The sequence below is a fragment of the Nitrosospira multiformis genome (assembly GCF_900103165.1).
In the GTDB taxonomy this organism is placed as follows: Bacteria; Pseudomonadota; Gammaproteobacteria; order Burkholderiales; family Nitrosomonadaceae; genus Nitrosospira; species Nitrosospira multiformis_D.
On record NZ_FNKY01000001.1, the window covers coordinates 1,774,613 to 1,798,275 of the forward strand.

The following is a 23,663-nucleotide window of genomic DNA, read 5'->3' on the forward strand; positions in this document are numbered from 1 at the left end:
TGTTAACAGGCCCTAGCTTATAGATCAGTTGGATGGAAAGGCTGGGTTAGACTAAACCTGGCCCAAGCGGGATTTCTTCAAGGTCCTGCGCCAACCTGTCTCTTTGTCTTGATTCCACTCGTAACAAATCCTTTCTTTCGCGAAGTGTGGAGAATACCGCTGGAGCCGATTTCGTAGGCGAATATCGTATTTGTACCAGCAGGTGTGTCCTCATGCTCCCGGCGGTGGTTTTCCCGCTTATGGTGAACCAATTTCCAGAAGAATCCATCACCTTAATCGTTTATACTTCGGGGGCAGGCACCTTGCTGATGGATGCCACATATATCAATATCATAACCTTACTTACCCACTGCTCATGAGACATAGTCATCCGATCACTTTCCTGGTGCTGATATGCACAGTGCTGTTTGGTGGTTGCGCCACCACGCGGCCGCACGACCAGAGCACAGATCCGATCGACCCTTATGAGAACATCAATCGTAAATCCTATGCATTCACGGATGTGATCGATCGGAGGATTGTGGCGCCGGTTGCTGATGCCTATATCGATTACGTGCCTGACCGTATGCAGCGCATTGTCGGAAATTTTTATGACAATCTGGCATATCCGAATGTGGTTCTGAATAGTTTTTTGCAAGGCAAGGTACGTCAAGGATTCCAGGACACGCTGCGTTTCGCGGTCAATTCGACCATCGGTATAGCTGGATTCTTCGATATGGCTTCGCCCATGGGTCTGCCGCAGCACAACGAAGACTTCGGACAGACGCTGGGGGTATGGGGTGTTGATGCAAAAACTTATTTGTTTATCCCTTTGCTCGGGCCCAGCAGCAACCGTGATGTATCAGGCATTCCCGTCAGCGTATTTACAAACGGTCTCTTTTATTTCGGTATTTATGTGATAGGCGCTCCCGTCACGGTGCCGCTTTCCATTCTTGGCATTGTTGATAAGCGAGCGCGGCTATCCGGTCCCATGCGGATTCGCGACGACGCCGCGGTTGAGCCCTACCTGTTTGTGCGGGACGCTTATCTGCAGCAGCGCAAGCATTTGATATATGACGGCGACCCGCCACGCGAAGCCTACGATGATCCTGCGATGCAGGATGAACTTCCCGGCAAACCGGTGCGCTGAAGTACGGTTTCCATCCTATCTTGTTTCGGCCGGTTGCGTTGACGGACGTAGCTAGGTATTATCCAGTGGGTGCGTTCATCGGGTCCCGTCGGCTATAGCAGCGACAGCCACGTTCAATTTGATCCCATATCCCTTTTGCAGGCACGTTGCCTGCATGCACTTTCGAATCTAGCAGCCTGTCGGACTTAAAGGAAATCGGCTGCAAAAGCGTCTGGCCGGTCCATATTTCGCCGCTTTTTCGGCCAATAGAACAACTATTGGCCTTCAAAACCGCCAAAATCTGCCCTCGCCCAGTCACTTTTTCACTTCGATTCTTTAAGTCCGACAGGCTGCTAGGTATTTCGTTAACATAGCTGTTGCGCAGTCATGCGGAAATTCCATTTGACTATGGCCGGGAACATTCCGCGACGTTGTGGACCAGTGTTCCCGCGGCATGAACCCTCACTTTGCCATGTCTCTCGCCGAATATTTCACTTATCCTTATCCAGCGCGAACAGGAATATCAGTCCTCCTTCCGGCGCTCATTTTTTTTGCGCTGGGGAGTGGTGTGGCCGAGGCACATGAGGTACAGCCATCCGAAGCTAAAAACAATTCGCCACCTGTCATTATTTCCGCCCCGGAATCGTTGCGGAATTTGCTGAAGACTCATTTCCAGTTGCCTGCCGAACCGGTGGTGGATGACATTGCCCGAGCCACTTTCATGCGCCGGGCGCGGCAGGAAATAAGCGAACTCCTTGCTACCGAAGGTTATTTCACACCCGCACTAACATTGCAATCCACTCCGGATGAAACCCCGGTGCTGGAAGTCGCGCCGGGGCCGCGCGCATTGATTACCGAAGTCCGTATTGAATTCAAGGGAGATCTTGCAGTCGACGCGCCTGAGCGGCGCGCACGCATTGAAAGTCTGCGGGCCGCCTGGCCTCTGCGTGCGGGTGATCCGTTCCGCTCGCCGGCGTGGGAAGAAGCTAAAGCGGCATTAATATCCAGTGTGTCGCGGGATGACTATGCCGCGGCAGTAATTGACGAGAGCAAGGCGGAGGTGGACCCTGTCTCCGCTCGCGTCCGGCTGTTGGTAATAGTGGATTCGGGGCCTGTTTTCCACTATGGAAATATCGTAATCAAGGGACTTAATCGCTACGATCCAAAGCTGGTTAACAATCTTGCCCCGTTCAAAGCCGGCGACCCTTACCGGCGGGATCAGCTACAAGCTTTCCAGACAAAACTTCAGAACCTAGCTCAATTCGGTTCGGCCCTGGTCAGTGTCGAACCGGATGTGGCGGCACATCAAGCAGCGCCCGTGGAGGTGACGTTGTCGGAGACGCAGTCGCAGCGCATATCGTTTGGCGGAGGCTACAGCTCCAATACCGGGGCACGTGGAGAGATCAATTATGGCAATCACAATTTTCTGGGCAGGGCATTGCGGTTCAGCAGTCTGTTGCGCCTGGAGCAGAAACGTCAGTCACTGGCCATGGCGGTGGATAGCCTGCCGAATCGAGCGGGCCGCTGGTTTTCCCTGGGTGCGGGCATCGATCGAACTACCATTGAGGATCTGGACACTTTGCGCGAGAAAGTTGCTTTGAATCGTAACCAGCTTGTGGGGAAGACCGAAACCCGGATCGGAATCAATTGGCAACGGGAAGATCGGGACCCCAAAGGCGGCTTGCACCAGACCAATCAAACGCTGGTATTGGATGGGCAATTGCGCTACCGCTCGGTGGATGATGCATTGTTTCCGCGCGATGGCAGCGTGATAGAATTTCGCATCGGTGGCGGCAGCAAGCAATTGTTGTCCGATCAGAGTTTTCTGCGTACTTACTATCGTCATCAGTATTGGTACCCAGTAGGTAAGCGCGATGTGTTATTTTTGCGCGGTGAGGCGGGATATACCTTTGCCGACTCGCGTTTTGGTATTCCGCAGGAATATTTGTTTCGCGCCGGGGGCATACAGTCTGTGCGCGGCTATGACTTTCAAAGCCTGGGTGTGCAGGAAGGCCAGGCCATCGTGGGCGGCACGGCGATGGTTAGCGGGACCATCGAGTACAATCACTGGCTCACACGCGAATGGGGCGCCGCCGTATTTACCGATGCCGGAGATGCCGCCGATAGTCTGCATCGCCTGCATCTCGCCGTTGGTTATGGCGGTGGAATTCGCTGGCGTAGCCCGGTTGGGCCACTGGCACTGGATCTCGCTCGAGGTCAGAGAGATGGCAAATTGCGGCTGCACTTTTCGATTGCTGTGGCATTCTGATGATGTATAGACATCATCCCGGATCAGGGAGACGCCGAGCCATCCATAGTCAAAGCAGGTTCAGCGCGACGAGAGTCGCCACGATATCACAGAACGCATAGTGCCAATCAATGTCAGAGACCAGATCAGTAGCGCAAACCAGCCCCAATATTGGGGAATGATACCCAGTGACGCGGAACCTGTGGCTTTCGCCAGGGAGAGCGTACAGGCGGTGTACATTCCTACGGGAAAGACTCTGCTCCATGAGGAAGGGTCATAGAAATAATGTTGCCTGCCGAATGCCAGCCGCAACCATGGAAAGGTTTTAATCCATAACGGTGCTCGACCCGCGACGTTAACGGTGGTGAGTTGCCGGATATCCATGAAAATTTGATAGGGAATCCATGATGTTCCAATGACCCATGCAAGAATCGTTATCCGCAGCGTAATCTCCCGAATATCTTCCCATTCCGGTACAGCGGGCATATGCATGACAAACTCCGAACCCGTCAGGGTAATGATTGCCGGCGCTCCCATGCAGATCCAGTAAGGGGCTTCCCAATCTCCAGGCTCAAGGGGTTTAAAAAAGAGGCGATCAATTATCAATGGAACGATGAACAGGTATAGAGCGAATCCGGAGGCCCAGAAAATCCATGTGGCAAAGTAGGCATACGCGGCATGTATGGCTGTTGCGTCCAGCAGGCGCAGCCCCAGCAGAGCTATGGAGACTGTGCTGACAATAATCAGCAGCGTGGCGCCGTTCACCATTTTCCGTACGGTTTTCTTCCGCATGAGGATGACGTCGGAAAGAATGAAGTAGATACATATGATCCAGCTGATCAGTGCGATAAGCCATAGTAAACTCGCCAGAGTGGTGGCATGCTGAAATATGACAAGCTGCGCTCCGATTGTATTGGTGCCCACCACAAACGTCAGGAAAAGCCATGCCCGCGGAAGGATTTTGAGATCCGCCATCACATTCGAGCGGAAAAGTAACAGGCGTGCAGCCAGGATGACGCATAAAATCGAATAAAAGACCAGATTCAGCAGAAAAAGAGTTTTTGCTATGCAGGAGAAAGCCATCGCTTCAAAAGCGATGGATACAATGCCAGTAGCCATCACCATCGCAAAATAAGCAGGGTGAAAATCTTTTATACCGTTGCTGATAGTAGTACCGAGCCGTTCCATGCCTGGGAATCCACAGTGATAGGCAATCTCGCGGTATGCCACGCGAATTGCGGTTTGCCTTTCGATTGTGGTGACATTCTGCTGTTATGCCAAACTTGCTAAACGAAAATCAGGCTAAAGAGTTTGCCGTGAAAAAGCGGCAATGGCGGTGGCCCGCATTATTGCTCGCCACCCTTATCATTCTATCCTCAGGTATCAGCGTTTGGCTATCAACCACCCCATCCGGTCTCAGATCGTTGGGATCGGCAATATCTCATTTTAGCGCAGGCAACCTATCGTTTGAAGGGTTGGATGGTACGTTATCCGGTTCGTTTAGTATGCGTACCATGCGCTTTGAGAGTGACGATCTGCTTGTCATTGCACGGGATATGCAATTGAGCTGGCAACCGGGTTCATTGAAGGAAGGCCGTCTGGATATAACGTCGCTGACAGCCAGGGAGGTGGAGATCGTTGCGTCACCTTCTACCGAGCCGAAGTCTCTGCCCGTAAGTCTGGAATCATCTTTTGCGCTATCTCTGCACAAGCTTGATATTGGTACGCTTCGCCTAACGCATGAGGAAGGCGGTACGCCGGATTTCAAGGCGACAGAGTTGGCGGCACAACTGGAAAGCGATGGCCGCAGGCACCGCTTGTCCAATCTGCGCGCTGGCCTTGAATTTGGTGGATTGACGGCATCGGGGCAGATAGATGGGAACAGGCCCTTCGATCTGAACATTCAAACTGAACTTACCGGGCGCGCCGGACTTGGCATTGCGGGTGTTGAGTTGCCGGAAATGCCGGGCGCGCGTATTTCCGCCGCTATTACCGGCAACCTGGAACAACTCGATATCAGGATGAATGCCATAGGAGGAGCTGATGCTGGGTTGACGGGAGGAGGTGAAGCGCTGCTGCGGCCTTACGCCCCGATTTTGGTTGCCGCGCTACGGTTATCGCTGCATGGCCTCGACCCCCATGTGTTTTCACCCCACGCCCCTAAAGCCAGCCTCTCATTACAAGCTGATTTGCATGAAACCAGTGCCGGGCGGCTGGAAGGCGGCATGGCGATCGAGAACGCCGAACCCGCGCCGCTCGACCTCGGGGGTCTGCCGCTGCTCCAGGTACGCGCGCAGACAATACTCTCCGCGGAATTACTTCAGTTCAACGCGTTGACACTGGCCGTGGCCGGTGGCGGCACGGTTTCCGGGAATCTGCTCTGGCGGCCTGTGGAGGCGGCGGGAACGGCGGATCTTGCCGTCAGCCGGATTGATCCCGTCAGACTGGATACCCGCCTGCGCGCCGCCAATCTGAGCGGCGGGATAAAACTCAGCGGGGACGCACAGACGCAGCAAGGTATTTTGACGCTCAGCGACAAAGCGCTGAGCATGGATATTATTATCGCCAAGACAGGCAGTACGTTGACGCTGGACAAGATGCATCTCAAACATGGCCGGTCGGCGCTTACCGGGCATGGCAAGCTGGGACTGGACGAACGGCAGCCGTTCATGTTCGAGGGCAGACTCCAGCACTTTGATTTATCGGTCTTTGCACAGACGCCGCGCACCAGCCTCAACTCCACAATCGAATTGGCGGGCGAACTGACGCCAGAGACATCCGGTACGATACGCTTCAATATGAGCAACAGCCAGGTGGCGGGGCAGTCCGTTAGCGGCGATGGCCGGGTCGTATTCGCAGACCTCGATCTGGCTAGTCCGGCTACGGCCAGGGCTTCGGGGAAAATTGAACTATGGCTTGGCGCCAACCGTCTGCTTGCGCAAGGCGGTTTCGGCCGCAAGGGTGACCGGCTGCAATTAGAATTGGCCGCACCTGCCCTTGCGCAAATCGGGCATGGATTCAGTGGTTCCCTGATGACCAGGGCTACACTGGAAAGCCGTTCTACAAACGGTGAGCCTGAGTGGCCGGATATGATCGTTAGCGCCGAAGGACGCGATCTTGCTCTTCCGGGCAATCATTTTCTAGCCAGCTTTATGGTTGACGGCAATTCGCATGGTGACGCCATTTCACTAAAAATTAAAGCGGTGGATTATAAGACGGAAGAGGCAACCCGTTTGCGAAGTCTGCAACTGGAGGTGGAGGGCAGTAGAGCGCGGCACAAACTATGGACAACCGCCCGCCTGGACGACGATCTGAATCTGACCCTGCGAGCCATTGGAGGGTTGAAAATACCACTGCAGACGGGTGGGAAAGGATCGAAGGGGAAAAAGAGACAAAGCGGGAAGGGATGGAAAGATACTACATGGCTAGGGGAGATATCGGAACTGGCCATGACTGGCGGATTACCCTTTCATTTAACACGGGCTGCCTCGCTGGAGGCTGGCAGGGAACGCATTTCGCTCGGTACGGCAGAGTTAGTCATTGCTGGAGGCGGCGTGCAGTTCAGTGGAACCGAATGGACGCCTCAGCAATGGCTCAGCCGTGGCAAGTTCAGCGGCATCGGGTTGCGCCCCGGCGGACCGGCTAGAATGGATGAGAATGAAAAAAATGGTAAAGTGCTGCGCCTGGGCGGGGAATGGGACATTGCATCCACCACGCAGTTGACAGGCAGCCTCAGGGTTACGCGCGAAAGCGGCGATTGGATTTTGCCGGGAAACATGTCGTTCTCGCCACTGGGTTTGCAAGCCCTTCAGCTTTCCGCTCATGCAGGCGGCGGAAGCCTCGCGGTGCAACTGAACGCACAAGGCGAACGGCTGGGCATGGTGAATGCCAACGTCTCCGCGCCGCTAGCCAAATCCGCGAGTTCCAGCCTGAATTGGACCGTGTTGCCCAGTGCACCCCTTACCGGACGGATATCCGCCGATATGGGCGATATGTCATGGCTGGGCCCCCTTGTCAATAACAACCTGAGAAGCGGTGGCCAGGTTGCCTTGCAGGCGGACGTGACCGGCACTCTCGGCAAGCCGCGTCTAAAAGGACAAATACGAGGCGATGATCTTGTATTGGCACTTCTGGATCAGGGTGTGCGACTCGAGCAAGGAAAACTGGCGGCACGTTTCGATGAAGAGTCATTGCATATGGATGTTCTAAGTTTTGTCGCTCCGCATGCGCCGCCTCCCGCCGACCGCTTGCTTAAAAACGTGAAAACTTCCATCAGTCCGAGCGGTTCCCGTGCATCTGGCATCATGAACCTTCTGGGTGAGTACGGCATCCTGGATGACACGGCGCGACATAAACCGCCCTCCGTCGATGATATGCCCAAAAGTCTGGAGCTTCCAACAGGTCCGGGTAGTCTCCAGGCATCGGGCACCTTGAACTTCATGGGCGAGCAGGGTGATCTGGAGTTCACGGCGAGCCGCCTGCCCCTGGCTCAGCGGGCGGACCGCTGGATTATCGTATCGGGAGGCGGGCGCGCCCGTCTTGAAAAAAACGTGCTGACTCTGAATGGGAATCTGCTGACGGATGCCGGCTTGATCGCCCAGCCAGAGGCCGGCCGCCCGCAACTGCCAGATGACGTCATCGTCATGGGGAGAGAACCTGCCGCCCGGCAAGCGCCGCGGATCAGGCTTGAGACAACCCTTGATCTGGGCGGGCAGTTCTATATACGCGCCTCGGGATTGGAAGGCCGGTTGGCTGGCCAACTGCGCGTGCACGGTGAGCCAGGTCAACAATTGCGCACTACCGGTACGATCACCGCTCGCAACGCAAATTTTGAAGCGTATGGCCAGCGCCTGATGGTGGAGCGCGGCATCGTAAGTTTCCAGGGGCCAATCGACGATCCTGGACTGAATGTGCTTGCGGTGCGTACGGGGTTACCGGTGGAAGCGGGTGTCGAAGTGACCGGCAGCGTGCGCCGGCCCCGGGTGCGGCTGGTCTCCACGCCGGCCGTTTCGGATCTGGAGAAACTTTCGTGGATCACGCTGGGCCGTGCCCCTGAAGGAAAGGCCGATGCATCGCTGTTAATGACCGCAGCCAATGCCATTCTGGGCGGTCAATCCGGCGGTGTCACGGATAAAATCGCCCAGGCGCTGGGTGTGGATGAACTATCCATACGACAGGCGCGACCCATGGGTGGAGATGTATTGATGGGTCAGATCGGCACCGTCGGCAAGCGCCTTTCGAACCGAGCCTATATCAGCTATGAGCAGGCATTAACGGCGGTGGCCGGAGTGACCAAGCTCGCCTACAGCCTGACCTCCCGTATTACGGTTGTCACCAGGGCGGGTATTGATAACGCGATCGATGTGCTTTATACAATGCGGTTTGATTGAGCGCTAAGACTCTGTTCGTTTTACAGGCGCAATTCAAGAAAAGCCGATGCGCCGGACAAGTTAAAGCCGCAAGCGCATCGGCTAATTAAGTTATTAGTTCCGACTTCTGTATGCTGTAGTCAGAAGATATTCCTTGCCATGGGTCCTACGCAAGGTTGTAGGATCGGTTTCATTCGTGCCGTCCATCCTTCGACAGAAAGAACCAAAGGCCGACCGCCGCTACACCTACTACGAGAATCGCCAATTCCATGATTATCTCCTTTAAGGATTGAGATGCTCAAGAATGACTCATTTGATGACCATCTACCAACGTTGCACTTCTCAGTCCAGTCAGCAAACGCCTTCAAAAACATCTCCATTACTGTCTAAAAAAACGTCACCTGCGAACAACATATAACACGTCCGCGAAGATTTGACTCGTACTAATATAAAAAGTTCTTACACTGATTGAAAATCTTCAAAATCCATCCTCGATCAGTCGTTTTTTTGCTTTGATTCTTCAGATCCGGCCATTCGCCAGCTCCGGGTATTTCACCATACTTTGTTAGAGACGATACTTTTCATCTGATGGAACTCAACCAAACATGAAAAATCACTATAATTGACGCTGGAATTGGAAAAATAATAGCCATACAATCTGATTAAGCAAGCTGATGGATCATGTTGGAACAGGATGACGACGAAAAGTATCGCATTTATTCAGAGGCCGGGATTCTCTCGATTCTGCGGTCCATGATGCGGAATAATTCCCTGGTGACGTGTAATGTTGGTCACAGTGACAGTCATATTTTGACGACGGTTATCGATGTTGATGCGGAGCAGGGTGAAATGGTGCTGGATTACGGTGCCGATGAGATTGTCAACCAGCAGGCGCTGAAGGCCAATGAACTGGATGCCGTCGCATTTCCGGACCATGTGAAGATTCAGTTCGTTTGCGAGGGGATCGAGAAAATCCAGTTTGAAGGACACGCCGCCTTCCTTACCCGGATTCCGGAAACGCTGTTGCGTATACAGAGAAGGGAGTTTTACCGCGTCGATACCCCGACAGCCATGCCCATCAAGTGCGTGATACCATTGCCGGAGGGACACTCCCCGGCCGTCGTTGAAGTTATTCTGCATGATATAAGCTGTGGCGGCATGGCGGTGATCGACGCTCAATCCAGTCTCAATTTTGAGACGGGCGCCATCCACCACGACTGCCTGGTCGTGTTGCCTGAGATTGGTACGGCCAAGGTCAATCTCCAGGTACAGGATGTTTCAGAAATTCCCCATGGAGACGGCCAGCGCGCCCGGTGTGTCTATGTTGATCCGCAGGAGAGTGTGTTGTCCATGATCCAGCGTTATATCAATAAGCTGGAATTGGAGCGAAGGCGAAGGCAGTAATTTTTCATTTGACGCTTTTATGCATTGCCTCGCGTCCATAGATCCCAGCTCTTCAGGCTATCGGTATTGATAACGTCCCCGATGTCCTTTACACTTTGCATTACGACTGAGCTAAAGCATTTTCCTTCTTCTGAATCAATCACTCATCGGAGGAAACATGGCAACAATTGATCAGATTGTTGACGCCGCGGTTGAGCTGGGGGAGCAGGGATCGTGGGAGGCTGTGCGCTTGCACGACGTGGCGGTCACGCTGGGGATTACCCTGGACGATGTACGCGCGCATTTCCGTGAGAAGGAAGACATTGTTGATGCCTGGTTTGAGCGTGCCGATAGCGCCATGCTCAAAGCCGCACAAGCTTCCGATTTTTTCCATCTGACGCCCCGTCAGCGTTTGCATCGTTTGATCATGACATGGCTTGGCGCACTTCATCCTTGCCGCAAAACAACCCGGCAGATGATCTATGGAAAATTGGAACCGGGACATATCCATATCCAGGTACCCGGACTGATGCGCGTCAGCCGCACTGTACAATGGATGCGTGAGGCCGCCAACCGGGATGCGACCTATGTCCGGCGCGCACTTGAAGAAACCGGCCTGACGACAATTTACCTGGCGGCATTTTTTCACTGGATGAATGATAATTCACCGGGTTCGACCAAAACCAGCCGGTTTCTTGAAGGGTGTCTCTCCGTCGCTGAAAACCTGGATCGTAGGGTATTCAGCCGGCATGCAACCACGGAAAGTACGGGCGAAAAAGCGCCACAGGGTATTTGAGCCGGTACTCTGGTATTTTCCACCGTCCTTTCCTCCTTGTAATTCCGCAAGCGGCATGGATACTCTGACCCATGCGTTAAGCGGTGCTTTGCTGGCGCGTGCAACCGCACCGGCAACACCGGGTCCCGGTGCGCTGACAACGCGCGCACGTATGACAGTGGGGTTCGTGGCGGCCGCATTTCCCGACAGCGATATTGTATTGCGCCTGTTTGGCGCGCTTCCGTATCTTGATCTGCACCGGGGTGTCACCCACTCGATTATCCTGCTTCCCGCATGGGCGCTGCTGTTAGCCTGGCTATTTTCACGGTTTTCGCGCCAACGCTATTCCTGGCGGGCAATATACGGCACCGCCGCCCTGGGTATCGCCATCCACATCGCGGGCGATATTTTTACCGCATACGGCACAATGGTGCTGGCGCCTTTTTCCTATCATCGTTTCGCTCTTCCTTTCACATTTATCATCGACCCGTATTTTACAGGCATTATTGTGATTGGCTTGGCGGCGGCCATGCTCAGACGCCAAAGGCGGTATCCCGCCATCATTGCCATGATGCTTCTGGGGGGCTACGTCGGATTTCAGGGAGTTCTCCATTCTCAGGCCATCAAGGTGGGAGAAACTTACGTCGAAGCCCATGGACTGGGAGGAGCGGGGGCCGAGGTTCATGCCATTCCTCAACCCCTGTCGCCTTTCAACTGGAAGATCATCGTCAGCCGCGGGGATGACTATTACGAAGCACTGATCAATTTGTGGCGCACTCATAAGCTGAACCCACCCAATCCGCCAAGTGGAATATCAGGCATATGGGGAAGGGTCGCCTCAAACTATCAACCGGTTTCAGCGGCAACGTGGGTACACTACCGACGATTTGGCATAACAGAATCTCAAAGTATGCTCGCGCGTGAAGCCTGGAGCCAGGAGGTTTTTACCCGCTACCGCCAGTTTGTGATGTTCCCCTTTCTCGATCGAATAGAATCCGCCGAAAACGGTGTGTGCGTGTGGTTTCTTGATCTGCGCTTTACGACTCCTTCACTGCCGCCGTCTTTAGGATTCGGCGTATGCCGGGATAGTGCCGCAGGCCCCTGGCGGCTGGGACACGCAGCCGGCGCTTTCGGGACTGACACGATTTCCGAGCTCTTGGGAATGAAGAGGGAAGGAGATTAACTGCCGTACATCAAAATGTCTGAAGGAGCAGAATCTTTAAGTATGCCTATGCAGAACGGATAAATCGTAGCCTCCTCAGAATCTACGCATAACACGATATATCAAACTCTCTTGTTGTTGATCCGGTGAGCAAACAGTACCACTGGCGGAGATCCCACCGAATAAGTCACAAACGATAGCATTTCTCCCACCCGTATCGATTACCAGTAGCAGGTTAGCAGCCAGTGACATGCTGTGCTGCCACCATTGCTGCGCCGATATAGCAGCCATACAAACCGAAATTCGCTCCCGGCCGGTTTCTTCATAAAATAAACTCTCCTTCCGAAAGTGCGCAAAAGTTGACATTTATCAAGGTTTCCTCGCGCGGCGCGTCATACGATTCGATACCGGATAAGAAAATCTGATTATCTTCAATGCTCATTCGACTGAATGAGCAACGCGGATCAAGTGGGGGGAAATATGAGTAGTAAAGTAACAGCAGCGCTGGCAGGAGTTCTGACGCTCGCCATGTATTCCGGATTGGGAATGGCGGCGGCGGATCCTTACCAGTTGAACTTGCCCGAGCCGCAGACGATTATCGCCAGACAGATCTATGATCAGCATACGCTGGCCTTATGGATATGCCTGGTTATTTTTATCGGCGTATTTGGCACCATGTTTTATTCGGTGCTCAAGCACCGCAAGGATGCGGGTTACAAAGCTGCGAATTTCCATCACAGCACCACGGTGGAGATCATCTGGACCATCATCCCGTTCTTCATTCTGATTGGCATGGCTTATCCGGCCACCAAGACCATCATCGCCATGAAAGATACCTCCAGCCCGGACATCACCATCAAGACGACGGGCTACCAGTGGAAATGGGGCTATGACTACATTACAGGCGAGGGGGAAGGCATCAGTTTCCTGAGTGCGCTGGCTACCTCCAAGGCGCAAATCGAGAACAAGGAAAGCAAAGGCGAGAATTATCTGCTGGAAGTGGACAACCCGCTGGTGGTGCCCACAGGCAAGAAAATACGGATACTGCTTACCGCCAACGACGTGATCCATGCCTGGTGGGTTCCGGCATTAGGGGCCAAGCAGGACGCCATTCCCGGATTCATCCGCGACACCTGGTTCACGGTAGACAAGCCTGGCACCTATCGGGGGCAGTGCGCCGAGCTCTGTGGCAAGGAACACGGCTTCATGCCGATCGTGGTGGAAGCGCTGGAACCGGAGAAATACGCCCAGTGGGTGGCTGAGCAGAAAAAGAAAACCGCGGTGGCGGCTGTTGACGCCAACAAGACCTTCACGCTGGATGAGCTGAAAGCCGAAGGCGAGAAAGTCTATGCGGGCAACTGTGCCGCTTGCCATCAGGCCAATGGCAAGGGTGTTCCGGGGGCGTTTGCCGCACTGGATGGATCGAAGATTGCCACGGGTCCCAAGGCCGAGCATATCAACATAGTAATGAATGGAAAAACCGGCACAGCAATGGCAGCTTTCCAGCATCTGTCGGATGTACAAATCGCGGCGGTGGTCACCTACGAGCGCAATGCCTGGGGCAATACGACAGGCGACGTGGTGCAGCCATCGGAAATCAACGAACTCAGAAAATAGCATCGGGAAGCAACCATGGCGACGCCATTACGATATTGCGATTACCCCATCGCAGAGGTTGCGCCGGCGCATCACCACTCTCCAGGTGGTCTGGTGAGCCGGCTAATGATCGTTCGATATCAACATTTCAAAAAATAGCATCAAGGAGAAAGTTATGGCAGCAGTACACGACGACATTGCACACGCGCACGACCATCATCCCACCGGCCTGATGCGTTGGCTGACCACTACCAACCACAAAGACATCGGCACGATGTATCTCTGGTTCAGTTTCGTTATGTTCCTCACGGGGGGCGTGATGGCACTGACTATCCGGGCCGAGCTGTTTATGCCGGGTCTGCAGATCGTCCAGCCGGAGTTTTTTAATCAGTTGACCACCATGCATGGACTGGTGATGGTGTTCGGCGCCATCATGCCGGCGTTCGTGGGCTTTGCCAACTGGCAGATACCGATGATGATCGGTGCGCCGGATATGGCTTTTGCGCGCATGAACAACTGGAGCTTCTGGCTGCTGCCGCCGGCGGCACTGTTGCTGATTACCTCGTTTTTCGCGCCCGGCGGCGCGGCGGCGGGCGGGTGGACATTTTATCCGCCCCTATCGGTACAAATGGGCGTAGGCATGGACATGATGATTTTTGCTGTCCACATCCTTGGCGCTTCCTCCATCATGGGGTCGATCAATATCATCACCACCATTCTTAATATGCGCGCGCCGGGCATGACGCTGATGAAGATGCCAATGTTCGTCTGGACCTGGCTGATCACGGCGTATCTGCTGGTCCTGGTGATGCCGGTGCTGGCGGGAGTGGTCACCATGCTGTTGACCGACCGTCACTTTGGCACCAATTTCTTTAATGCGGCGGGCGGCGGCGATCCGGTGATGTTCCAGCATATTTTCTGGTTCTTCGGGCACCCGGAAGTCTACATCATGATTTTGCCCTCATTCGGCATCGTCTCGGAGATCATCCCCGTGTTTGCGCGCAAACCGTTGTTCGGCTATTCCTCGATGGTTTACGCGACCGCCTCGATTGCCATCCTGTCCTGCATCGTCTGGGCGCATCACATGTTCACCGCCGGCATGCCGGTAACCGGGCAGCTGTTTTTTATGTATGGCACGATGCTGATCGCGGTACCGACCGGCGTGAAGGTATTCAACTGGACCGCCACCATGTGGCGTGGATCCATGACCTTCGAGACGCCCATGCTGTTTTCTATCGGTTTTATTTTCCTTTTTGTCATCGGTGGCTTCAGCGGCGTGGTCTGCGCAATCGTGCCGATAGATGTCCAGGTACAGGATACCTACTATGTGATTGCGCACTTCCACTATGTGCTGGTATCGGGCTCGCTCTTCGCCATCTTTGCCGGGACTTACTACTGGCTGCCGAAGTGGACCGGGCACATGTACGATGAGACGCTGGGCAAGTGGCATTTCTGGCTGTCGATGTTCTTTTTCAACCTTACCTTCTTTGTGCAGCACTTCCTGGGACTGGCGGGCATGCCGCGCCGTGTTCCCGACTATGCGCTGCAGTTCGCCGATTTCAACATGATTTCCAGCATCGGCGCCTTCGGCTTCGGCACCACCCAATTGCTGTTCCTCTACGTGATATTGAAGTGCATCCGTGGCGGAGAAAAGGCGCCTGAAAAACCCTGGGAAGGCGCAAAGACGCTGGAGTGGACGCTGCCATCGCCGGCGCCCTACCACAGTTTCGAGATACCCCCATTGGTGAAGTAGCACTAGAAACAAGAGCGCGATATGTCAAAAAACATGGATATGTCAGAAAACGTGGATATGACTAACGACGTGGAGATGGAGAAAAGGTATGCGGCAATCAGAACAGCGTTGTTTTTGCTGGCTTTCTCTCTGGCCCTGCCGGTGACGCATTATTTGTGGCAGGCATGCTGTTCTTGATTGAACCTAAATCCGGCAGTTGACCGCTTATTTTTCAGTCTAGAATTATGATTCGTAAAGAATTTTTGTATTATTTGACTCTCACCTTTTCGGTGAGTCCGCTACGGGGCGGATTGCACAGTTTTTGCGGCACATGGCTGCGTTGCAACTTCTTGGAATGGAACGACCATTCCGCGTCGTCGCGCCTTGCCATGTACCCCAAAAACCATACACTCCGCCCCGTCCAACTACCGGATTTAGGTTGAATTTTGGCAGTTAATCAAATTTTAAGCGGGAGAAAGAAGTGAGCCAAGAAGCAGGTCACGGTCATTATTACGTTCCGGCCCCATCGACCTACCCGATGACGGGGGCAATAGCGCTGTTATTCATGGGTTTTGGTGCCGCCTTTTCAATCAATAGAGTTCCGATTGGCTATGGGCTGCTGGCAATTGGCTTTGCCATTCTCTTCTACATGTGCTTTGTCTGGTTCCGCACGGTGGCGCGAGAGAGCGAGAGCGGTAAATTCAGTGCGCAGGTGGGCCAGTCTTTTCGCTGGGGAATGACTTGGTTCATTTTTTCCGAAGTAATGTTTTTTGCCGCCTTCTTCGGAGCACTGTATTACATGCGGATCTATTCGGTTCCCTGGCTTTCTGATTTGGAGCACAAGATGCTGTGGCCGGATTTCACGGGCGACTGGCCCACGGCAGGCCCCGGGATCAGCGAGAAGTTCATGCCCATGGGGCCGTGGGGTCTCCCTGCCATCAACACCCTGATACTGCTGACATCGGGGGTGACGGTTACCTGGGCGCATTGGGCACTCAAGTTGAACAAGCGCGGACAGCTGAAGCTGGGTTTGTTCCTGACTTTTGCGCTGGGATTCCTGTTTGTCGGCCTGCAGGCATATGAATATGGTCATGCCTACTCCGATCTCAACCTCAAGCTGACCACCGGCGCCTACGGCGCGTCGTTTTACATGCTGACCGGTTTTCACGGCTTCCATGTGACACTGGGTTCCATCATGCTGCTGGTGATATGGTTTCGGGTCATGGCGGGCCACTTCACGCCCGAGAATCATTTTGGCTTTGAAGGGGTCGCCTGGTACTGGCACTTTGTGGATGTGGTCTGGCTGGGGCTGTTTATCTTCGTCTATTGGCTGGTATAGGCGTGACGAAATGGGATGCCGGAATTTTATGTCTGGAATTTGTTCTAATGACTGTTACAGTGCTTGCGCGATAATTCCGCAATGATTCTGTCCCGTACAACCCAGTATGCTATTCAGGCACTTATCTACATGGCCACGCAGCCACCCGGCGTAGCAGTATTGAATCGTACCATCGCCGAACGCCTGAACTCGCCGCCCACCTATCTTGCCAAGATTTTGCAGGAATTGTGCCGCGGTAATTTGCTATATTCTTTTCGCGGCAAGCAAGGCGGTTTTTGCTTGCGGGAAAATAGCGATAAAATCAATCTGATGCAAATTGTCAGGCTGACCGAGGGTTTGGAGTTCACCGAAGGCTGCGTGCTGGGACTCAAGGTGTGCAGTGATAAAACCGCCTGCCCGATGCATACGAAATGGTGGCCGATCAAGCAGGAAATCGTAAAGCTGCTGCAAAACCAGACGCTGGAAATGCTTGCCGCGATGGTGGCAAGCGGTAAGTATCAACTGACGGATTTTCCCGGGGCGGTTCTGGGAGATCTCAAGCTACCCGCATAGGTTGTAAGTTTATTGCCAACAGGTCCCGATATGCCAGAGCGCGCGCTAAAAGTACTACCTGTCACCCCAGAACCGGCGGGGGTGCCGATCGATTGCAGGAATTGTGGAGCTTATCAGCTATGCATGTCCCTATGGCTGAAAACCGGTGATTCATCGTTACTTGAGCGTGTCGTCAAAAAGAAGCAGGTGTTTAAGCGCGGCGAAGTCCTGTATCGCATGGGACAATCTCTCGAATATATCTATGTCATTCGAGGCGGGTCGGTAAAAACCTGCATCAATACTGAAGACGGGCAGGTTCAAGTGATGGGTTTTCACATAGCGGGTGAATTGCTGGGCCTTAACGCTATTGGGAACCGGCAGCACAACTGCGAGGCCCGAGCAACGGGAGTCACTTCCGTCTGCGAAGTTTCGGTCGATCGTTTCGAGGAATTGGCCAGGGAAGATCCTGCCATTCAGTACGAAATTTTCAAGATCATGAGCGCGGAGATCCGGCACGGCCAGGAATTGCTGCTGCTGCTTGGGAAACACAACGCCGATGAGCGGCTTGCTGCTTTTTTGCTCGACCTGTCGCGGCAATTCGCGCAGCGCCATTGTTCAGCTACTGAATTTAACCTGAGCATGTCCCGCAGTGATATTGGTGATTACTTGGGAATCGCGGAGGAAACCGTATGCCGCATATTTGCACGGTTTCAGGATGAAGGGCTCGTTAGCAGCGAGTGCCGGCATATTAAGCTAAACGATGTGGAGCGTTTGCGGCAGATCGCTTGTCATAGGCCTTTCAGGGATTTGTGAAACGCCATGGGTTCTGATCACAAGGAATAACGCTGTTGGAGATTAGCTGTTTCCAGTTAAAGGCCACCCAGGTGATTTTTATCAGTGTTCATTGACGTAGTGCGGAATGCACTGTGATTCCGGGAACAAGAGTCTGATTATTCCTAACCCTTAATTCGAATGTCTCATAAATTGACGCGCGCCCTTGCTGATTTTTTGTTTTTTATGGAAATCTTGTTCAGTCGGGCGTATGAATAACTACGCCGCTTTTTCATGGAGTCTCTCTACGAAACAAAATCCTGCGTAATCATCACGCGAATTTATGAAACATCAGGGCTAATATGTATCGTTCAGAGAAATTTAGGGCAGGGAAAGTTGCAAATTACTGCTATTCTGCGTAGGGGTTTTCTTCGTTTGTTTTTCCCCATGAGGTCTTTCATAGTCCTGTGATGAAGAATTTTATATTACCCATTGTTTTTTAATTTAAAGGAAAGTTCGTGAAAAAATTGCTTATTACCCTTGTCACAATGTTGGCGTTTACCGGTGCTGCTCACGCAGTCGTTAATATCAATACCGCTACTCAGGCCGAGCTTCAGACTCTTCCGGGCATCTCTTCCGCCAGAGCCAAGGCGATCATTGAATATCGCACAAAAGCGGGTGCGTTCAGGGCGACGGACGATTTGATAAAGGTGGATGACACAATCGATATGCGAGACCTACGCAAGGATGTTACGATCACCGGCCCCACCCTGATTCGACCAGTAGCCAAGTAAGAGAAAAAGCGCACGGATTGCCTGGAGCTATTAACAGAGCTCCGAATGGGTACTCCGTGCTGTGATCCTTTTGGAAATTACTTTTGCGGGTCCGCCCGGTCAGGTTTTTGTTGCACTCTTATCGAGACGATCAGCCATTCGCACTCTCGATTCCCTAGCCCCATCGCCTATAGCATCTCATTTTATGCTTTGACACATGGATGTAACCACCAGCGAATATCATATGCTTTCCTGACTACGCTGTGGAGCAGAACAAAAAAAGATGAACCGCATAACTATCTTGTCGATATGCCTTCGCTTTCAGTTATTTTCCATTGAATCAACCGCAAATTAGTTCGTCCCTAGATGATATGGGCGAACTTCTCGGCTACCTGCTATAATTCCGCCCTTTTGTCGTTTCAACCAAGGATTTCCGCATGTCAAGATCCATTCGCAATATCGCTATTATCGCCCACGTCGATCACGGCAAGACCACACTGGTGGATAAGCTGTTGCATCAGGCGGGTTCTTTCGCCGCGCACCAGCACATTGCCGAGCGGGTGATGGATTCCAGCGATATCGAGCGCGAGCGCGGCATTACCATACTTGCCAAGAACTGTGCGGTGGACTACGAAGGCGTGCATATCAATATCGTGGATACGCCCGGCCATGCCGACTTCGGCGGCGAGGTGGAGCGCGTGCTATCGATGGTGGATGGTGTATTGCTGCTGGTGGACGCGGTCGAGGGTCCCATGCCGCAAACTCGTTTTGTCACCAAAAAAGCGCTGGCGCTCGGATTACACCCGATTGTAGTGGTCAACAAGATCGATCGTCCCGGCGCACGTCCGGACTGGGTGGTGAATCACACCTTCGATTTGTTCGACAAGCTGGGGGCGAATGAAAAGCAACTGGATTTCCCGGTGGTCTATGCTTCAGCACTCAATGGCTACGCCATGATGGATTTGAAACAGGCCAGTGCCGATATGCGTCCGCTGTTTGACACCATACTCAGGCACGTCCCGGCACCCGTCGGCAATCCGGATGAGCCGCTGCAGCTGCAGATCAGCGCGCTGGATTATTCCAGTTTCGTCGGGCGCATCGGTATTGGTCGCATCAGCCGCGGCCGGCTCAAGCCTGGTCAAGATGTGATGGTGCTGGCAGGAAGTAGTGTGCCGAAGAAAGCCAGGGTTAACCAGGTATTGGGTTTTCGCGGCATCGAGCGCGTGCAGATGGATGAGGCGCTGGCGGGTGACATTGTTCTGATCAATGGTGTCGAGGAATTGGGTATTGGTACGACTTTGGCTGACATCGATCAGCCTGAGGCCTTGCCGATGTCTACGGTGGATGAGCCTACACTGACAATGAATTTTCAGGTGAATACATCACCTTTTGCCGGTAAGGAAGGTAAATTTGTCACCAGCCGGCAATTGCGCGAGCGTCTTGAAAAAGAATTGCTGACCAATGTTGCGATGAAGCTGGAGGATACGGGTGATACCGATTCGTTTCTGGTTTCCGGCCGGGGTGAATTGCACCTTACCATTTTGCTCGAAAGCATGCGGCGCGAAGGCTATGAGCTGGCGGTGTCGCGTCCGCATGTGGTGATCCGCGAAATTGATGGCGTCAAATGTGAGCCGTTCGAAATGCTTACCGTGGACGTGGAAGAGACGAATCAAGGCGCAGTTATGGAGGCGCTGGGCGCGCGCCGTGGCGATTTGCAGGATATGGTGTCGGATGAACGCGGACGAGTGCGACTGGATTACCGTATTCCCGCACGCGGCCTGATTGGCTTTCAATCCGACTTCATGACCATGACGCGCGGCACAGGGCTTATGAGCCACGTATTCGATGAATATGCACCCATGCGGCCGGAAATCGCCGCACGCCGTAACGGTGTACTGATTTCCGCGGAGCAGGGCGAGGCTGTAGCCTATGCATTGTGGAAATTGCAAGAGCGTGGGCGCATGTTCGTCAGCCCCGGCGATCGTCTGTATGAAGGCATGGTAATTGGCATTCACACCCGCGATAATGATCTGGTCGTCAATCCCATCAAGGGGAAGCAACTCACTAATGTACGTGCTTCGGGAACCGATGAAGCCGTGACCCTGACCCCGCCGATTCAACTCACCCTGGAATCGGCGATCGAATTCATCGCCGATGATGAACTGGTGGAGATTACGCCAAAGACCATCCGTGTCCGCAAGCGTTTCCTGCAGGAACACGAGCGCAAGAAGGCCTCGCGGGCCGCGGCCTAATCCCACTAAGCAGACAGGTTCCTGAGAGGGATGGATTAGTTCGTTAGTACCGGAATCTGCCATTTATATCCACGGGTGACCACCCATATGACCGTGGTGCGGCTATACTTTCTTCCGCCGATCGAACGGATCGAATGGACGAAAGCGTCTCTCGATGATTGAAAGAACACTCTGGTATGTCGCTGACCCCATGTGCTCATGGTGCTGGGGCTTCTCGCCGGTGATCGAGGCAATTCGTCGCGAGTATGGAGCCCGCCTGAAAATGGAATTGTTGCTTGGGGGCTTGCGGCCGGGCACAAAAGACGCGATGCCTTCCACGCAACGCGAGGAAATACTTCACCATTGGCGAGCGGTGCATCGCATGACAGGACAGCCATTCCGATTCGAAGGCGCAATGCCAGCAGGATTCATCTACGATACCGAGCCAGCCAGCCGCGGTGTAGTCGCGGCGTCCATCATCAATTCTGACGCGATTTTTCCATTTTCCAAGGCGGTACAATCCGCTTTTTACGTTGAACAGCGGGATGTAACCACTGCTGTTGTGCTGACGCGGTTAGCCTCAGACGCAGGATTGGACGCGCGGCAATTTTCGCAAGTATTCGAATCGGATACCGCAAAGAGCCAAACCCTTGGTCATTTTCAGAAAGCACGTCAATGGGGCGTGCACGGTTTCCCTGCCGTGATAATGCAGGATGCAACGGGCTACAGCGTCCTCACCGCCGGCTACCGTCCGTTTGAAGAACTGCGCCTGAAGCTCGACGAATGGCTGAAGGGATAGCATTACTATTTTCGATCGACACTGATGAATACCGATCATCAAGACTTATTGTCTGTGATGTTGCCATATTTTTTTGCTAATACCGTGTTAATCACAAAATTGATGTAAACATTCGGCTTGGTGACGACGTTATAGCTTTAATACCGGCTGCTGCAGAGTCAATTTAATGGGGGCAGTTAAGACACTCAAAGCAGACATCAATACGTTTTTCCAATCCATAATCATACAATCATGCTTAAAGCTTTCTTAAATCTTGTTCCGGCTATTGCGCTGTCGCTATCTTTCATCTCCATGCCTGTTTCTGCTGAGAAGCCTATGGGGGTGGGGAACCAAAAGGCAGGGAAGCAGAAGCAGCATAAAGGTAATAAACACGGCAAAAATTATCAAAATTATCGAGGTGGTAATCAATCTCATGGCAACGGACATACACTTCAGCATTTTGATGATCGTCAACGCACTATCCTTTCTGATTATTTTGGACCCCGGTTCCGGAGTGGACGCTGCCCGCCGGGTCTGGCCAAGAAGTACAACGGTTGCATGCCGCCAGGACAGGCAAAAAAATGGAGAATGGGTTATCCACTGCCTCGGGACGTGATCTTTTATGATTTGCCGCCGCACTTGATTGGACAACTGGGGTATCCCGGCCCCGGATACCGTTATGTACGTGTTGCGGCGGATATTCTTCTGATTGCTGCTGGAACGGGTATGGTTCTCGCTGCAGTTGAGGATTTGAACGCGATGTGAACCACCATGCGGATTGCTGAAAGCGGGTGATTTAATGAGTAAACAGATCCGTCATGTCTGCTGGCGTTGATAGTGTACTTGCCTCTGGCATATTGACGCGAAAAGCCAGGACAGATACGGACTTTGCCATCTCGTAAACGTAATCATTGCCAGCGCGTCACCGCCGCCTCAGAGTTACCGGCAAATTTTACAGGCCGGTTCCGGCGGACCAGCCAAAACGTTCCAGTAATCCTTGAAATGTCTCACTCGTAATGATAGCTGCAATAAGGTATGACGTTAAACTTAGCAGAACAACCGTTGTAATGGATCTCAATGGGCTCAGATTGGAATAGTGCCGCCATTGGGAAAAAAATCCAGTATCCTCCGGCGCGTCGAGTTGCGTGTAGGGCTCCAATTCCGCGAGGACATTACGTCGTGCTTTGCGGAGCGCATTGGCTGCGCCCATGCGATACGTAGAGTCCAGAAGTTCCAGTCGCTTGGCATCCATATCGAGGGAAGATTCATAAATCAGCGCTTTTCTTGTCACCTCCTGGTAAAAGTCCCGCATTCGTTCCAAGTATCGATCATCCGCAAACAGGGTATTCACCATATCCTCAATGGTGGATGCGTCGTTCTTGCTCAGGATGGTGGGTTGCGATTTTAGAGCCGGGGTCAGTTCCTGAATAAATTCTCGTTCCTTTCTGGCGATAAGGTTGAGCCAGATAGCCTCAGCGGCCTGTGGAGATGGAAGGTGGAATTTCGTACCGTCATAATATGCGTTGTCGTAGAGCTCATCGAGTTCGATTCTCATTGCGCTTTCACAATCAGCGTCAATTATTTCAAGCCTGCTCTTGAGTGTATCCGTCATTATTGTTCCTGAGGCAATCACTGATGGGGATCACCAGTTAAACAGTAATCCAGTTCGAATTGTTACAGTGTAGCGCAATTTCCGGCAAAACGCGCAGCGCGCGTCCGCCGTAGAATATCGTAAAATTTCAAGAATGGTTCGACACCCGGCTGTGGACGTAGTACGCTGTTCGGCGGGTTTAAAGGATTCAGCAGTTGCTGGCTTCCAGCGCATCAAAAAGAGCAAGGGTAAAAATGCAATAATACGGAACACGTT

At 53.1% G+C, this 23,663-nt stretch carries 18 protein-coding genes; 16 read left to right on the forward strand and 2 right to left on the reverse strand.

Annotated elements, in window-relative coordinates:
• Positions 1-355 precede the first annotated feature (355 nt).
• The gene (locus BLR00_RS07885) at positions 356-1,129 is read left to right on the forward strand and encodes an MlaA family lipoprotein (RefSeq protein ID WP_074631863.1); all 774 of its coding nucleotides are present in this window, start codon (positions 356-358) and stop codon (positions 1,127-1,129) included.
• A 451-nt stretch (positions 1,130-1,580) separates the two neighbouring features.
• Entirely contained in the window at positions 1,581-3,377 is a 1,797-nt protein-coding gene (locus tag BLR00_RS07890; protein WP_256324082.1) for an autotransporter assembly complex protein TamA, read from the forward strand.
• A gap of 60 nt (positions 3,378-3,437) precedes the next feature.
• On the opposite strand, the gene BLR00_RS07895 is transcribed toward BLR00_RS07890, so the two are convergent.
• Complete coding sequence (locus tag BLR00_RS07895) at positions 3,438-4,544, reverse strand: tellurite resistance/C4-dicarboxylate transporter family protein (protein WP_074631864.1); 1,107 nt, start codon at positions 4,542-4,544, stop codon at positions 3,438-3,440.
• Positions 4,545-4,672: 128 nt separating this feature from the next.
• Here BLR00_RS07895 and BLR00_RS07900 point away from each other — a divergent pair, with 128 nt between their 5' ends.
• From BLR00_RS07900 to BLR00_RS07960, 14 genes are all read left to right on the forward strand, one after another.
• Positions 4,673-8,746 carry a translocation/assembly module TamB domain-containing protein gene (locus tag BLR00_RS07900; protein ID WP_176759948.1) on the forward strand — a complete coding sequence of 1,358 codons (4,074 nt, stop codon included), beginning with the start codon at positions 4,673-4,675 and terminating at the stop codon, positions 8,744-8,746.
• Between the two features lie 660 nt (positions 8,747-9,406).
• The gene (locus tag BLR00_RS07905) at positions 9,407-10,129 is read left to right on the forward strand and encodes a flagellar brake protein (RefSeq protein ID WP_074631866.1); all 723 of its coding nucleotides are present in this window, start codon (positions 9,407-9,409) and stop codon (positions 10,127-10,129) included.
• A 157-nt stretch (positions 10,130-10,286) separates the two neighbouring features.
• The gene (locus tag BLR00_RS07910; protein ID WP_074631867.1) at positions 10,287-10,904 is read left to right on the forward strand and encodes a TetR family transcriptional regulator; all 618 of its coding nucleotides are present in this window, start codon (positions 10,287-10,289) and stop codon (positions 10,902-10,904) included.
• A gap of 55 nt (positions 10,905-10,959) precedes the next feature.
• Positions 10,960-12,066 carry a metal-dependent hydrolase gene (locus BLR00_RS07915; RefSeq protein ID WP_074631868.1) on the forward strand — a complete coding sequence of 369 codons (1,107 nt, stop codon included), beginning with the start codon at positions 10,960-10,962 and terminating at the stop codon, positions 12,064-12,066.
• A 459-nt stretch (positions 12,067-12,525) separates the two neighbouring features.
• Entirely contained in the window at positions 12,526-13,662 is a 1,137-nt protein-coding gene (coxB, locus tag BLR00_RS07920) for a cytochrome c oxidase subunit II (RefSeq protein ID WP_081346614.1), read from the forward strand.
• A 154-nt stretch (positions 13,663-13,816) separates the two neighbouring features.
• A complete protein-coding gene (ctaD, locus tag BLR00_RS07925; RefSeq protein ID WP_074631869.1) occupies positions 13,817-15,394 on the forward strand; it encodes a cytochrome c oxidase subunit I in 1,578 nt (525 codons plus the stop codon).
• A gap of 21 nt (positions 15,395-15,415) precedes the next feature.
• A complete protein-coding gene (locus BLR00_RS16630; RefSeq protein ID WP_176759949.1) occupies positions 15,416-15,571 on the forward strand; it encodes a hypothetical protein in 156 nt (51 codons plus the stop codon).
• A 283-nt stretch (positions 15,572-15,854) separates the two neighbouring features.
• The gene (locus tag BLR00_RS07930) at positions 15,855-16,712 is read left to right on the forward strand and encodes a cytochrome c oxidase subunit 3 (RefSeq protein ID WP_074631870.1); all 858 of its coding nucleotides are present in this window, start codon (positions 15,855-15,857) and stop codon (positions 16,710-16,712) included.
• A gap of 81 nt (positions 16,713-16,793) precedes the next feature.
• A complete protein-coding gene (locus BLR00_RS07935; protein ID WP_074634200.1) occupies positions 16,794-17,264 on the forward strand; it encodes an RrF2 family transcriptional regulator in 471 nt (156 codons plus the stop codon).
• A gap of 123 nt (positions 17,265-17,387) precedes the next feature.
• On the forward strand, positions 17,388-18,056 hold the full coding sequence (locus BLR00_RS07940; protein ID WP_256324083.1) for a helix-turn-helix domain-containing protein: 669 nt from the start codon (positions 17,388-17,390) through the stop codon (positions 18,054-18,056).
• Between the two features lie 476 nt (positions 18,057-18,532).
• Positions 18,533-18,808, forward strand: coding sequence for a ComEA family DNA-binding protein (locus tag BLR00_RS07945; RefSeq protein ID WP_004177520.1), 276 nt, complete (start codon positions 18,533-18,535; stop codon positions 18,806-18,808).
• 416 nt (positions 18,809-19,224) lie between these two features.
• Positions 19,225-21,039: a translational GTPase TypA gene (gene typA, locus BLR00_RS07950; protein ID WP_074631871.1), complete on the forward strand. Its 1,815-nt coding sequence runs from the start codon at positions 19,225-19,227 to the stop codon at positions 21,037-21,039.
• 154 nt (positions 21,040-21,193) lie between these two features.
• Positions 21,194-21,817 (forward strand): DsbA family protein, encoded by a 624-nt coding sequence (locus BLR00_RS07955; RefSeq protein ID WP_074631872.1) that lies wholly within the window; start codon positions 21,194-21,196, stop codon positions 21,815-21,817.
• Between the two features lie 231 nt (positions 21,818-22,048).
• On the forward strand, positions 22,049-22,561 hold the full coding sequence (locus BLR00_RS07960; RefSeq protein ID WP_074631873.1) for a hypothetical protein: 513 nt from the start codon (positions 22,049-22,051) through the stop codon (positions 22,559-22,561).
• Positions 22,562-22,748: 187 nt separating this feature from the next.
• Here the strand turns inward: BLR00_RS07960 and BLR00_RS07965 are convergent, their stop codons facing one another.
• Positions 22,749-23,408, reverse strand: coding sequence for a hypothetical protein (locus BLR00_RS07965; RefSeq protein ID WP_074631874.1), 660 nt, complete (start codon positions 23,406-23,408; stop codon positions 22,749-22,751).
• Positions 23,409-23,663: the final 255 nt, after the last annotated feature.

What these genes read in the sequence shown, in the direction of transcription:
- BLR00_RS07885 (WP_074631863.1), top strand. Translation starts at nt 356, where the DNA reads ATGAGACATAGTCATCCGATCACTTTCCTGGTGCTGATATGCACAGTG.
- BLR00_RS07890 (WP_256324082.1), top strand. Translation starts at nt 1,581, where the DNA reads ATGTCTCTCGCCGAATATTTCACTTATCCTTATCCAGCGCGAACAGGA.
- BLR00_RS07895 (WP_074631864.1), bottom strand. Translation starts at nt 4,544, where the DNA reads ATGGAACGGCTCGGTACTACTATCAGCAACGGTATAAAAGATTTTCAC.
- BLR00_RS07905 (WP_074631866.1), top strand. Translation starts at nt 9,407, where the DNA reads ATGTTGGAACAGGATGACGACGAAAAGTATCGCATTTATTCAGAGGCC.
- BLR00_RS07910 (WP_074631867.1), top strand. Translation starts at nt 10,287, where the DNA reads ATGGCAACAATTGATCAGATTGTTGACGCCGCGGTTGAGCTGGGGGAG.
- BLR00_RS07915 (WP_074631868.1), top strand. Translation starts at nt 10,960, where the DNA reads ATGGATACTCTGACCCATGCGTTAAGCGGTGCTTTGCTGGCGCGTGCA.
- coxB (WP_081346614.1), top strand. Translation starts at nt 12,526, where the DNA reads ATGAGTAGTAAAGTAACAGCAGCGCTGGCAGGAGTTCTGACGCTCGCC.
- ctaD (WP_074631869.1), top strand. Translation starts at nt 13,817, where the DNA reads ATGGCAGCAGTACACGACGACATTGCACACGCGCACGACCATCATCCC.
- BLR00_RS16630 (WP_176759949.1), top strand. Translation starts at nt 15,416, where the DNA reads ATGTCAAAAAACATGGATATGTCAGAAAACGTGGATATGACTAACGAC.
- BLR00_RS07935 (WP_074634200.1), top strand. Translation starts at nt 16,794, where the DNA reads ATGATTCTGTCCCGTACAACCCAGTATGCTATTCAGGCACTTATCTAC.
- BLR00_RS07940 (WP_256324083.1), top strand. Translation starts at nt 17,388, where the DNA reads ATGTCCCTATGGCTGAAAACCGGTGATTCATCGTTACTTGAGCGTGTC.
- typA (WP_074631871.1), top strand. Translation starts at nt 19,225, where the DNA reads ATGTCAAGATCCATTCGCAATATCGCTATTATCGCCCACGTCGATCAC.
- BLR00_RS07955 (WP_074631872.1), top strand. Translation starts at nt 21,194, where the DNA reads ATGATTGAAAGAACACTCTGGTATGTCGCTGACCCCATGTGCTCATGG.
- BLR00_RS07960 (WP_074631873.1), top strand. Translation starts at nt 22,049, where the DNA reads ATGCTTAAAGCTTTCTTAAATCTTGTTCCGGCTATTGCGCTGTCGCTA.
- BLR00_RS07965 (WP_074631874.1), bottom strand. Translation starts at nt 23,408, where the DNA reads ATGACGGATACACTCAAGAGCAGGCTTGAAATAATTGACGCTGATTGT.